The sequence below is a fragment of the Xylanibacter caecicola genome, assembly GCF_013166515.1.
Taxonomy (GTDB): domain Bacteria; phylum Bacteroidota; class Bacteroidia; order Bacteroidales; family Bacteroidaceae; genus Prevotella; species Prevotella caecicola.
In genome coordinates this window covers 36,088-47,861 of sequence record NZ_JABKKJ010000010.1, presented here as the reverse complement: position 1 = coordinate 47,861, position 11,774 = coordinate 36,088, and the positions used below count along the sequence as shown (strand labels likewise).

Genomic DNA, 11,774 nt, shown 5'->3' with positions numbered 1-11,774 from the left:
CAAACAGCCGCCGTTCTCTATCAACTGGTTTTAAGGCTCTTTATGGACGTGTATTTCTCTAACCACACCTTTACCTGTTCCATGTTGTATTCGCCCGTGATAATTGCCGTATGGTCGTCTATGGCTACAAACCGGACACTCTCGTAGCTGTTTACCCAGCCTTGCAGGGAACAGACACCCCACGTTTCCACATCTTCAAAAACACTGCGGTCTATCCGGCTGATTGGCTCGCCGAAAACTACCGTCATTATCTGAAAGTCTGGTTTGTCCTCCAACAGTTGCAAATGGTGCAGCGTGCCGAACTCGTCAGTTTTACGCCCCCACGCCCACACATCATTATACAAATCATCGCCCCACTGGTGCGGGTGGTCGAAACGGACTTTTACCTCTATGGTGTGTTCGTTTTCTTCTGTGTCCTCGATAACGCCCGTTACCATTAAGCCCGTAAAAATACACTCGCAACGCCTGCCGATAAGCTCCTTGTTTACTTCTGTCGTTTTCATGTCCCTAAAATTTACTTATTTATTACTCCGTTCTTCTTCGCTATCCACCCGTCACGCCTGCGGCGGCACTCGTCCAGCGTTTTGGCTACCGTGCTGAAAAGTTCGCCGTCCGTGTGGCGGTAGTCATATTGAAAATAAATCTGTCCCCTGAAAGCCCCTAAACAGCATTTCACGAACTTTTCTTCTCCCGGTGTTTGGGTAATGCTTACCCCGTTTTTGTTAAGTGACTGCATGATGTCTTATTTTTTATGGTTATAAACTTGGTTGTTTTAAGCGGGCAGGGCTTTGACACCCCGCCCGGATTAGTATTTGGTTATGCCGCACGGAACACAAAACCGTCATCAAACCAGTAATCGCACATAAACAGGTCACGGGCGAACTTTTCATAATCGAAATAGGTCTTTGCGAACTCAGGCAGGTTGTAACATTCCTCTATGATTTCATAGGCGAAATCTTCTTCATCATCATATTGTCCCTGATACTCGTCTTGAAAGTCCCTTATAAGGTCGTCCACATCTTCCTCGCTCAAATCATGGCTTTTGTAGTTGCACCACACGAAAAAGGCTTCCTGCTCGGTGTCGTCCAAATCCTCTACCGCATCACGCAAGGAAAAGAAGTTTTCAGAAATCCAGCTTTCGCCGATTAAGCCCTCCGGCACGTTCTCCCAGTCTTGAAACATATATTCCGCATCTTCCTCGTCCTTGTGAAGTTCCCGGCAGGCTTCGTAAAATTCTTCCTTGTCCGAATAGTCCGAAAGGTCGAGCCATGCCCCAAACAATGAACCGTTGTTGTACTTGGCGTAAGTGCCTACATAAACTTTTGCTTCCGATAATACCTTTGCTTCCATATTGCTGTAATTTTTAAGTTTTTGATTTTATGCGGATTTGAGAGGTGAGGGAGTTGAAGTTTCACTGAACTTTTTTCCTGTTTCCCGTAAATCCGACTTTTTTTTTTATGCGTCTTCCGGTCGGGTCGGTCGTTTTCGTTTCACATAGGCTTAAAAGGGTAGTGTTTAGAGTTTGCAAGGTTTTGGGCAAAAAATACCTCGCAAGGAGGGAAGATTTTTTCGCCAAACCGGAACGGCTCGACCTTGAAAAATCGTGAAGAACACGTAACTACCTTTGCCTATTGAAATGATTAAAACGACTGTCCCGGCTGGGGGACTGCGTGAGAGGAAGATTTACATTTAGGGAAACAGGGGAAAAGTGCCTGTCCTCTTTCGTCTTTTAGGGAACACTCCATGCGGGCGGGAAAGGCAAGGGTGTTGTGAGCTTGCTTGCAATACGCTTGTGCGGGTTTCCAACGGCTCTTTTCACGAAATACAGTCAGCCATGCCACGCACGGCTGGCGTTTCGGGGAATGTGCCAGTGGAAAAGGGAATAAAAAATGCGGGTAGTCGGTGGACTGCCCGCAAGGCGAAAGAGTGTACTTTGTTGGGATATAGTTTATTAGGTGGAATTTCGTTACCGAAATCGTTACCAGTTCTGTTACCAACGGTATATAGGTAACTAAAAACTCACATGGCGACTTCCTTGTAAATCTTTTCGATGCCGACAAATTTCTTGTCAAGCCCCTGCATATCGCTGCCTATCTTGCTGTTGGTGATGCGGGCGTAGATTTGTGTCGTTTCGATATTGGTGTGTCCCAGCATCTTGGACACCGTTTCAATGGGTACGCCCTTTGACAGCGTGGTAGTCGTTGCGAACGTGTGCCGGGCGAGATGAAATGTCAAATTCTTTTTAATTCCACAAATATCGGCAATCTCTTTCAAGTAGGCGTTTAGCTTCTGATTGCTGATTACGGGAAGTATCTTGCCGTTCGGTAACTTGCCCTTGTACTTCTTCAAAATCATCTTGGGAATATCCAGCAGGGGAACATTAACGTCCGTATTCGTCTTTTGCCGCTTTGTCATTATCCAAAGGTTGCCGTCAAAGGATTTGCATATATTATCTTGCGTAAGCCCGGCTACATCTATATAGGCAAGCCCGGTGAAGCAGGCAAAGATGAACAAGTCCCTGACGTGTTCCAGCCGCTCGGAAACCATTTTCTTTTTAAGGATAATTTTAATCTCGTCCTCTGTCAGATAACCCCTGTCCACTTTCTCCAGCCGGATTTTGTAGCTGGCGAACGGGTCGCCCACCAGTATGCCGTTGTTGCGGGCAATGATGATGATACGCTTGAAGAACTGCATGAACTTGGCGGTGGTGTTGTAGCCGCACTTGCAGGCGGTACGCAAATACAACTCAAAATCGGTAATGAACATCGGGGTAATCTCCTTTATGGATATGTCCGATACGTTGTACTTGCTGCGGATGAACTCGGCGAGGTGGCGGCGGGTGACTTCATACTTGCGGTAGGTCGCTATCGTCTTGGATATGCCTACAAGCTGCTTCACATCGTCATTGTGCTTTTGGAACAGGGTAAGGATTGTTTCGTGGCTCTCGCTGTGTCCCAAGAACTCGTTCTTCACTTTCTCGGCGGTCACATAGTTGTCACGCCGCTGCATTTCGTGGTAAATGGTATTCAGGGAAGAACGTATGTCGTCCAAAAGGGCGTTTATTCTTCCGGCATCCCTGCCTTTGGCTTTGCCCGCAGCCGTGTTCCAGTTGTCGGGCTGGATGCTTTGTTTCGTACTGAACTGGCAAAGTTTGCCGTCTATGGTGATGCGTGCCATAATCATAACCTCGCCGTTTTTCTTTTCAGAACCTTTCTTCAAATAAAAAAGAACCTTGAATGTCGATTTCATAACTCACTTTTTTTAGTTGCAAAATTAATTTTTACCTCTCGTTTTCGAGTTATGCAGACTATGGACTAATCAAGTCATTTTCAGGTCATTTGAGGACAAATCGTTACCGTTTTTGTCCGGCAGGGAATAGGTAACGATTTAGTAACGAAACTTTGTCTTTTACCGTACTTTTGAAGTCTTGGAAGCCGGACTTTCGGGCAATAAAAAAAGCCACAAATCGTTGATTTGTAGCTTTTTGTCCGTTTGCTGACCATTTCTGTCCAGCACGTTCAGCGGAGAGAGAGGGATTCGAACCCCCGGTGCCTCTCAGCACGACGGTTTTCAAGACCGTTGTAATCGACCACTCTACCATCTCTCCTTTAGTCAGGACGACCAGCTTTGTGTTCTAAAGCGTGTGCAAAGGTAATGCTTTTAATCCATAAACAATAATTCTCCATAGGTAAAACAATTTGAATTAATGTTAATTAACAAATACACGAATTATACGGTAATGTTTGTTTTGTACCTTTGCAATATGATTTATCCCAACAGTTTTGAGCATAAAGTCGGTTTTAACGAAATAAGAAACTTGCTGCGCGAACGCTGCCTGAGCACGCTTGGTAAGGAGATGACAGACAGTATGTCTGTTTCCACAGATGCAGACACGGTGAACGAATGGCTTAGACAAGTACGTGAGTTCAAACGGTTACAAGAAGAAGCCGACGACTTTCCATTACAATACTTTCTTGATGTCCGCGAGGCTGTGGCACGCCTGCGCCTTGAAGGCACACATCTTGAAGAAAACGAGTTGTTTGACCTGCGCCGATCACTTGGCACTATCTGCGACATTGTAAGATATCTTAACCGTAACGAAAGCGACAATGACATTACCGATGAAGACGAAGAACAGGAAGAAAGGGCATACCCCTACCCTGCCCTGCACCGTCTTACTGACGGCGTAATGACGTTTCCACAACTGATACAGCATATTGACCGAATATTGGACAAGTTCGGAAAAATACGCGACAACGCCTCTACGGCACTTCTTGACATACGCAGAGAACTTGCACGTACAGAAGGAAGCATTTCACGTACATTATATAATATACTCCGAGCGGCACAGAGTGATGGGGTCGTAGAAAAAGACGTGACGCCTGCCATACGCGACGGACGCCTCGTGATACCCGTGGCACCGGGAATGAAACGAAAGATAAAAGGTATCGTGCACGACGAGTCGGCATCGGGAAAGACTGTATTCATCGAACCGACAGAGGTGGTTGAGGCAAACAACAAGATAAGAGAACTTGAAGCAGACGAACGCAGAGAGATTGTACGCATACTGACGGAAATTGCAAAAAAGATACGTCCGCACGTAACACAAATATTGGATTCATACCGTTTTCTTGCAAAAATAGACCTTATACACGCCAAGGCGGAATTGGCAAAATATACAAACAGTATCGAACCCGAAGTGGAAAAACGCCCTCATATCGATTGGATAGAGGCTGTAAATCCGCTGTTGAGACTGTCTTTGGAGAAGCAAGGCAAGAGGGTTGTGCCATTAGACATCATGCTGACAAAAGACAAGCGCATACTCATTATATCCGGTCCCAACGCCGGAGGAAAATCCGTTTGCCTCAAAACCGTCGGTCTGTTACAATATATGTTGCAGTGCGGACTGTCCATACCGGTAAGCGAACGCTCGCGTACCGGCATCTACAACAACATCTTCATAGACATCGGCGACGAGCAAAGCATGGAGAACGACCTGAGTACATACTCCAGCCACCTCACCAATATGAAACACATGATGAGGTATGCCGATGCAAAAACGCTGATACTCATTGATGAGTTCGGCACCGGAACAGAGCCGCAGATAGGCGGAGCCATAGCTGAGGCTGTACTGAAACAATTCTGCAACAAAGGAGCATACGGCATAATAACGACACACTACCAGAACCTAAAGCACTTTGCAGACAGTCATGAAGGTGTGGTAAACGGTGCCATGCTTTACGACCGGCACGAAATGAAAGCACTATTCCAGCTACAGACAGGACGCCCCGGCAGTTCGTTTGCCATAGAGATTGCCCGCAAGATAGGTTTGCCCGACGAGGTTATACGCGATGCAAGCGAGATTGTCGGCAGCGACTACATACAGAGCGACAAGTATCTTCAAGACATTGTCCGCGACAAACGCTATTGGGAAAACAAACGCCAGAACATACACCAACATGAAAGAAAACTTGAACAGATAATTGCAAAGTATGAATCTGACATCAAAGAACTGGAAAAGAACCGCCGTGAAGTACTGATACGGGCAAGGGAACAGGCAGAGGAACTGCTGAAAGAAAGCAACCGGAAAATAGAGAACACAATACGCGAGATAAAAGAAAACCAGGCTGCCAAAGAAGAGACGCGCCGCATACGTGAAGAGTTCGATGCCTTCAGAGACGAGATACACGACATCGGCAATGATTCCGATGATGAAATGATAGCCCGCAAGATAAGGCAGATACAAGAACGAAAGGAACGTCGCGAGAAACGTAAGAAGGAGAAGGCGGAGAAGAAACAGCTGCAGAGCGGCAAGCCGCAGGCACAATCAGAGCCACAAAAACAGAAGATGCTTGAGGCAGGCGACACCGTTCGCATAAAGGGATTGTCGTCCGTCGGGCACATAGAAGAGATAAAAGGCAAGAATGCCGTCGTTATCTTTGGCGACATCCGGTCTAAGATTTCACTGGAAAAGCTCGAACATGCAGAAGTGAAAAAGAGCGATGACTGCAACAGACCGATGTCCATCGGACGGCAGACACGTGAGACTATAGACAACCGCAAGCTAAACTTCAAGCAGGACATCGACGTCCGCGGTATGCGCGGTGATGAGGCTATAAACGCCGTGATGTACTTCATTGACGACGCGATACTGGTCGGAGTGAGCCGCGTACGTATCCTTCACGGCACCGGAACAGGCATACTGAAACAGCTGATACGCCAATATCTCGCCACCATCCCCAACATCACAAACTTCAAAGACGAGCACGTGCAGTTCGGAGGGGCTGGAATAACGGTTGTGGACATAGGATAAAAACATTTACTTATTATGAAAAAGATAGTAATACTTACAGGTGCGGGAATGTCTGCGGAAAGCGGTCTGAAGACATTCCGCGATGCAGACGGACTTTGGGAGAGCTATCCCGTGCAGCAGGTGGCGTCGCACGAGGGTTGGCTCAACGATCCGGAACTGGTAACGAAGTTCTACAACGAGAGGCGCAGGCAACTTCTTGACGCACAACCGAACAAGGGTCACAGGCTTGTTGCCGGACTTGAAAAACAATATGACGTGACTGTGATAACCCAAAACGTCGACAACCTCCATGAGCAGGCAGGCTCGTCAAAAGTCATCCATTTGCACGGCGAACTTATGAAAGTATGTTCCAGCCGTGACACCGAGAACCAACACTTTTGGCAGACGCTTACTGCCGACAACTACGAGGTAGCGCCCGGCACCAAGGCAGGCGACGGTTCGCTACTACGCCCTTACATCGTGTTCTTCGGCGAGAGCGTCCCCATGATAGAACCTGCAATAAAAGAAACGGAACAAGCCGACATCTTCATAATCATCGGCACTTCACTCAACGTATATCCTGCCGCCGGACTTGTGCAGTATGTATGCCCCGGCACTCCGATATACATCATCGACCCGAAAAGCGTTTCCGTCTCAGGAAACAGCAACATACGGCACATCATGAAAGGTGCGTCGGAGGGAATGGAAGAACTTTGCGGTATATTGGAGGAACGATAAATACCTCCAATGTCATCATTTCACTGCTTAAAATATTTTTAAGGAGTTACGACAGATAGTCAAGATGCTTTTTAAGAGCCTTCAGCTCGTCACGGACGTTTATCAGCATCTCCATCACACGCGCGTTGCTGTCCGCCTGTCCACGGTTCTCACGGAGCATCTTACGAGCTGCCGAAAGTTTGAAGCCCCTCACCTTCACAAGGTTATAGATTATCTTAATATTATCAATATCCGCCTGTGTGTACTGGCGGATATTGTTGCCGGTGGTCTTCGGCTTTATCGCAGGTACCTCTTTCTCCCAGAAACGGAGCGTGCTTTCAGCAACACCCACCATTTCCGCCACCTCCTTTATTGAATAATAAAGCTTCAGATTTTTATCCGTATTAAGTGCCATAACCTTGTATTAATATATAATAAGACTAAACTTAATTGCAAAAATAACACTTTTTTCCGACAGACAGACAATAAACGGCACAAATCCTGAATATGCTATTCTGCCGTGAGGCATGTCATTCGCCGTTATGCTCAGGCTTTTCCGTCTCTTTCGTAACATACCTCTGATAGTATGCTATGAGCAGGGTGGTAAGCGGAAGCGCCACTATAAGACCTATAAACCCGAGCAGCGACCCCCATACCGACAAGGACAACAGCAGTATGGCAGGGTTCAGTCCCATTGCCTTACCCATTATCTTCGGAGTGATTACCATGTCTATTATCACCTGGACTATTGCAAATATCGCCACTGCCGATGCCAGTATTATCCAAAAGTTCTGCCCCGTGTCCGCCGCTTTCATAAGGGCGAGGAATGCGGTTGGTATCAATGCGAACGTGTGCAGATAAGGCACAAGATCCATTATACCTATAAGAATGCCCAGTCCGATAGCCATCGGAAAGTCTATAAGCGTAAATCCGATACAGAACAGTATACCCATGCTAAGCGCAACAAGCGACTGTCCACGCACATAATTGTTAAGTTCGCGTTCAACATCCTTCATCAGCGACTGCCAGAAAGGGCGCACCGACTTCGGGAAAATCTTTATCCAGTTGTTTGAAAGATACTCATAGTCAAGCAGAATGAAAAACATATACATCAGCGTGATAAACGATGCCACTATGCTTATTATCACGTTTGCCGTCTGTCCGAGCACGGAGAACACCTTGGGCATGGCAGACTTCACTGCATCCGCCACATCGTTGCTGTTGAAAAAACGGCGTATCTCATGCTGGTTGTCGTGCAGCCACGCCCGTATGGCGTCCGGTGTGTTGCTTACATTCACCTCGTGCTGTATGTATTTGGTGATATATCCGCCCAGTTTCTCAAACTGTTCTATCATCGGAGGTATTATAAGATAAAATATTCCGCCCAAAACAGCAATGACAAGTATCAGAGTCACGATTATTGACAGTGCCCTCGTGGGCACCCTCATCCTGTATTGCATGAACTTCACCACCGGATACAGAAGGTATGCCAGCAGCCATGCGATAAAAAACGGCAGCAATACGCCGCTCAGCCAGTTCATAACAAACAGCACGGCAAATACCAGCAAAGCAACCAATGCCCAACGTATAAACTTGTCGAATGTTATCTTTTGCTCAAACATAATTTATCTTTTCTTCTCCTCTTCCATAGCCTTGCGATAGCAGTCGCGGCACAACGGCTCATACTCATTGGTCTCTCCGAGCAGCACGCGCTTGTCGTTCTCCACAAGACGGTGGCTCACATACGCCAGCGCACCGCACTTCACGCATATCGCATGCACCTTCGTCACCTCGTCGGCAATGGCACACAGCGCGGGAATTGGACCGAAAGGAACGCCCTTGAAATCCATATCAAGACCGGCAACGATTACCCTCACCCCCCTGTTAGCTAGCTGGTTGCAGACGTCTACCAGTCCCCCGTCAAGAAATTGCGCCTCGTCTATGCCCACTACATCGATGTCCGATGCTAACAGCAATATGCTTGACGACGAGTCTACCGGCGTGCTCGGTATAGTTGTCTTGTCATGGCTCACAACATCGACCTCCGAATATCGCGTATCAAGCGATGGCTTGAATATCTCCACTCTCTGCCGGGCGAACTTTGCCCTCTTCATACGTCTTATCAGTTCCTCTGTCTTTCCAGAAAACATTGAACCGCACACCACCTCTATTCTACCCGGGCGGTGCATCTCCCAACCTTCCGAATGTCTTTCCATTATGGCACAAATATACAAAGACGTTTTAAAAATTGCAAAGATTTAAAGTGTTTTTTTGCCATGGTGGATTAATTAAGTATATTTGTCCGAGAAAAGAGATTGAGCATCCGAACAAAGCTTATGGTCCCGTCAGGATCGTTCAGTTACATATCAATACATAGCAACAAGCACCATGGGTACATTATATATAGTGCCTACTCCGGTAGGAAATCTGGAAGACATCACCTTCCGCGCCATACGCATACTTAAAGAGGCAGACATGGTTCTGGCTGAAGACACACGTACTTCGGGCATTCTTCTGAAGCATTTCGACATAAAAAATCATCTTATATCGCATCATAAGTTCAACGAGCACGGCACCTCCGCAGGCATAGTAGAGCGTCTGAAGGGCGGTGCGGACATTGCTCTTATCAGCGACGCCGGCACACCCGGCATCAGCGATCCGGGCTTTTATCTTGTCCGCGAAGCAGCGGCAGCAGGCATTACGGTGCAGTGTCTGCCCGGTGCCACGGCTTTTGTGCCTGCCATAGTGTCTTCCGGACTGCCCTGCGACCGCTTCTGCTTCGAAGGTTTTCTACCTCAGAAGAAAGGACGTGCCACACGTCTTGAAAGTCTGAAGGACGAAGCACGCACAATGGTCTTTTACGAATCGCCCTACAGGGTATTGAAAACACTGCGGCAGTTTGCCGAATATTTCGGTGAGGACCGTCAGGCAAGTGCCTGTCGCGAGATATCAAAGATACACGAGGAAAGTGTCCGCGGTACACTGGCAGAGATAATCTCTCACTTCGAGACAACAGAACCGCGCGGCGAATTTGTGATTGTCGTCGCCGGAAAAAATACAAAAAAGGAATAAACCAAAAAACTTATAATTATGAAAAAGGTATTATTATTTGCAGCATGTGCCATGGCACTGACTGCATGCAAGAACGAAAAGGTGACTCCCGAACAGCCGTCGGTAAGCGCCACAGACTCCTTGCAGCGCATCATCGAGCAGAAAGACAATGAGATAAACGATATGATGGGATTGCTGAACGATGTCGAAGAGGGTTTCCGCGACATCAATGCTGCCGAGAACCGTGTGCTCATTGCAAAGGACGGAGAGGGTGCCAACAAAGAGAGCGAGATACGCGAGAACATCAAGTTCATACAGCAGCGCCTCATTCAGAACCGTGAACTTATAGAAAAGCTGCGCCAGCAAATGCGCGAAAGCTCGTTTAAGGGCGAACAATTGAAGCGGACTATAGAGAATCTTGTAAAGCAACTGGACAACAAAGACATACAGTTAAGGCAGTTGCGTGCCGAACTCGACGCCAAGGATATACACATTGCCGAACTTGATGCAACAATCTCCGATCTCAATACAAGCGTAAACGACCTGAAGGGAGAGAACGAAAGCAAGGCACAGACAATCAACGATCAGGACAAGCAGATAAACACGGCATGGTTCGCTTTCGGCACAAAGAAGGAGTTGAAAGAACAGAACATCCTTTTAAAGGGTAAAGTGTTGCAGGGCAACTTCAACAAGAACTACTTTACAAAAATAGACATACGCGTAGACAAAGAGATAAAACTCTATTCCAAGTCTGCCAACATACTGACCATGCACCCGTCCGGCAGCTACACGCTGCAGCGCGATGCAAAAGACCAATACGTGCTTAGGATAAACAACCCGCAGCTGTTCTGGAGCACAAGCAAGTATCTGGTGGTGCAGGTTAAGTAAAGAAATGAAGAATTAAGAGTTAAGAATGAAGAATTTGCTGCCGCACATCATTTAACAATAGGGCTTATAAGGCTTATAAGACATATAGCCCCTATAGGAACAATAGAACCTATAGGGGCTAAAATAATCCTGCTGCTGCGGCAGCAAATTCTTCATTCTTAACTCTTAATTCTTCACTTCTTACGTATCAACGTCAGCCCGTCGCGCAACGGAAGCATTACGCGCTCCACCCTATCGTCACGTGCTACGAAATCATTAAAATGCTCTATTCCCGCCGTCTGGCGGTCTTTGTCATAGGCATGGTCTACCACATGCCCATCCCAAAGCGTGTTGTCGGCGAAGATGAAGCCTCCCGGGCGCAACACCGAAAGAGCCATTTCGTAGGTGTCGAGATATGTACGCTTGTCGCCATCGATAAAGACAAGGTCGAAGGTTATGCCCAGTGCGGGAGCCTCGGAAATGGCATCGCCTATTATAAACTCTATCTTGTCTGCCACGGCAGAGCCTTCAATCCAAGGGCGCGTAAAGTCCTCCTGCTCGTCGTTTATCTCGTATGTATATACCTTGCCGCCGTCATCAAGTCCTTCGGCAAGACAAATGGCACTGTAACCGCTGAACGTTCCCACCTCGAGAATGTTCTTCGGTTTGATCATACGCACGAGCATGCGCAGAAGCCTGCCCTGCAGATGACCGCTCGCCATGCGCCCGCGCAGCAGGTGGATGTTGGTGGCACGATAGAGCCTGTACAGATAGTCGCCCTCCGGATCGGTATGGGCAAGAATATAGTCGTCTATTTCTGACATTATTATATATAAGGTAAAGATAT

General features: G+C 47.3%; 12 protein-coding genes and 1 tRNA gene. 4 read left to right on the top strand and 9 right to left on the bottom strand.

Going from position 1 to position 11,774, the window contains the following annotated elements:
- Positions 1–20: 20 nt before the first annotated feature.
- From HPS54_RS07380 to HPS54_RS07360, 5 genes are all read right to left on the bottom strand, one after another.
- Positions 21–503 carry a DUF7258 domain-containing protein gene (locus HPS54_RS07380; RefSeq protein WP_172344809.1) on the bottom strand — a complete coding sequence of 161 codons (483 nt, stop codon included), beginning with the start codon at positions 501–503 and terminating at the stop codon, positions 21–23.
- A gap of 11 nt (positions 504–514) precedes the next feature.
- Positions 515–736 carry a DUF3873 domain-containing protein gene (locus HPS54_RS07375; protein WP_010803493.1) on the bottom strand — a complete coding sequence of 74 codons (222 nt, stop codon included), beginning with the start codon at positions 734–736 and terminating at the stop codon, positions 515–517.
- Positions 737–816: 80 nt separating this feature from the next.
- A complete protein-coding gene (locus HPS54_RS07370; RefSeq protein ID WP_121766755.1) occupies positions 817–1,350 on the bottom strand; it encodes an antirestriction protein ArdA in 534 nt (177 codons plus the stop codon).
- 669 nt (positions 1,351–2,019) lie between these two features.
- Positions 2,020–3,249, bottom strand: coding sequence for a site-specific integrase (locus HPS54_RS07365; RefSeq protein WP_172344808.1), 1,230 nt, complete (start codon positions 3,247–3,249; stop codon positions 2,020–2,022).
- Between the two features lie 273 nt (positions 3,250–3,522).
- Positions 3,523–3,607, bottom strand: a tRNA-Ser gene (locus HPS54_RS07360).
- 156 nt (positions 3,608–3,763) lie between these two features.
- Here HPS54_RS07360 and HPS54_RS07355 point away from each other — a divergent pair.
- Together HPS54_RS07355 and HPS54_RS07350 are read left to right on the top strand one after the other, a co-directional pair.
- Positions 3,764–6,313 (top strand): endonuclease MutS2, encoded by a 2,550-nt coding sequence (locus HPS54_RS07355; RefSeq protein WP_172344807.1) that lies wholly within the window; start codon positions 3,764–3,766, stop codon positions 6,311–6,313.
- 15 nt (positions 6,314–6,328) lie between these two features.
- Positions 6,329–7,030 carry an SIR2 family NAD-dependent protein deacylase gene (locus HPS54_RS07350; protein ID WP_172344806.1) on the top strand — a complete coding sequence of 234 codons (702 nt, stop codon included), beginning with the start codon at positions 6,329–6,331 and terminating at the stop codon, positions 7,028–7,030.
- A 46-nt stretch (positions 7,031–7,076) separates the two neighbouring features.
- On the opposite strand, the gene HPS54_RS07345 is transcribed toward HPS54_RS07350, so the two are convergent.
- The 3 genes from HPS54_RS07345 to HPS54_RS07335 form a co-directional block, all read right to left on the bottom strand.
- Complete coding sequence (locus HPS54_RS07345) at positions 7,077–7,424, bottom strand: MerR family transcriptional regulator (RefSeq protein WP_172344805.1); 348 nt, start codon at positions 7,422–7,424, stop codon at positions 7,077–7,079.
- Between the two features lie 115 nt (positions 7,425–7,539).
- Entirely contained in the window at positions 7,540–8,631 is a 1,092-nt protein-coding gene (locus HPS54_RS07340; protein ID WP_172344804.1) for an AI-2E family transporter, read from the bottom strand.
- 3 nt (positions 8,632–8,634) lie between these two features.
- The gene (locus HPS54_RS07335; protein ID WP_172344803.1) at positions 8,635–9,225 is read right to left on the bottom strand and encodes a thymidine kinase; all 591 of its coding nucleotides are present in this window, start codon (positions 9,223–9,225) and stop codon (positions 8,635–8,637) included.
- Between the two features lie 172 nt (positions 9,226–9,397).
- Here HPS54_RS07335 and rsmI point away from each other — a divergent pair, with 172 nt between their 5' ends.
- Both rsmI and HPS54_RS07325 read left to right on the top strand, forming a co-directional pair.
- A complete protein-coding gene (gene rsmI, locus HPS54_RS07330) occupies positions 9,398–10,081 on the top strand; it encodes a 16S rRNA (cytidine(1402)-2'-O)-methyltransferase (RefSeq protein WP_172344802.1) in 684 nt (227 codons plus the stop codon).
- Positions 10,082–10,099: 18 nt separating this feature from the next.
- Entirely contained in the window at positions 10,100–10,948 is an 849-nt protein-coding gene (locus tag HPS54_RS07325; RefSeq protein WP_172344801.1) for a Cbp1 family collagen-binding glycoprotein adhesin, read from the top strand.
- 173 nt (positions 10,949–11,121) lie between these two features.
- Here the strand turns inward: HPS54_RS07325 and HPS54_RS07320 are convergent, their stop codons facing one another.
- Entirely contained in the window at positions 11,122–11,751 is a 630-nt protein-coding gene (locus tag HPS54_RS07320; protein ID WP_172344800.1) for an O-methyltransferase, read from the bottom strand.
- Positions 11,752–11,774: the final 23 nt, after the last annotated feature.

Excerpts from the sequence above, each read along its gene's own strand:
- HPS54_RS07380 (WP_172344809.1), bottom strand. The coding sequence starts at position 503 with ATGAAAACGACAGAAGTAAACAAGGAGCTTATCGGCAGGCGTTGCGAG.
- HPS54_RS07375 (WP_010803493.1), bottom strand. The coding sequence starts at position 736 with ATGCAGTCACTTAACAAAAACGGGGTAAGCATTACCCAAACACCGGGA.
- HPS54_RS07370 (WP_121766755.1), bottom strand. The coding sequence starts at position 1,350 with ATGGAAGCAAAGGTATTATCGGAAGCAAAAGTTTATGTAGGCACTTAC.
- HPS54_RS07365 (WP_172344808.1), bottom strand. The coding sequence starts at position 3,249 with ATGAAATCGACATTCAAGGTTCTTTTTTATTTGAAGAAAGGTTCTGAA.
- HPS54_RS07355 (WP_172344807.1), top strand. The coding sequence starts at position 3,764 with ATGATTTATCCCAACAGTTTTGAGCATAAAGTCGGTTTTAACGAAATA.
- HPS54_RS07350 (WP_172344806.1), top strand. The coding sequence starts at position 6,329 with ATGAAAAAGATAGTAATACTTACAGGTGCGGGAATGTCTGCGGAAAGC.
- HPS54_RS07345 (WP_172344805.1), bottom strand. The coding sequence starts at position 7,424 with ATGGCACTTAATACGGATAAAAATCTGAAGCTTTATTATTCAATAAAG.
- HPS54_RS07340 (WP_172344804.1), bottom strand. The coding sequence starts at position 8,631 with ATGTTTGAGCAAAAGATAACATTCGACAAGTTTATACGTTGGGCATTG.
- HPS54_RS07335 (WP_172344803.1), bottom strand. The coding sequence starts at position 9,225 with ATGGAAAGACATTCGGAAGGTTGGGAGATGCACCGCCCGGGTAGAATA.
- rsmI (WP_172344802.1), top strand. The coding sequence starts at position 9,398 with ATGGGTACATTATATATAGTGCCTACTCCGGTAGGAAATCTGGAAGAC.
- HPS54_RS07325 (WP_172344801.1), top strand. The coding sequence starts at position 10,100 with ATGAAAAAGGTATTATTATTTGCAGCATGTGCCATGGCACTGACTGCA.
- HPS54_RS07320 (WP_172344800.1), bottom strand. The coding sequence starts at position 11,751 with ATGTCAGAAATAGACGACTATATTCTTGCCCATACCGATCCGGAGGGC.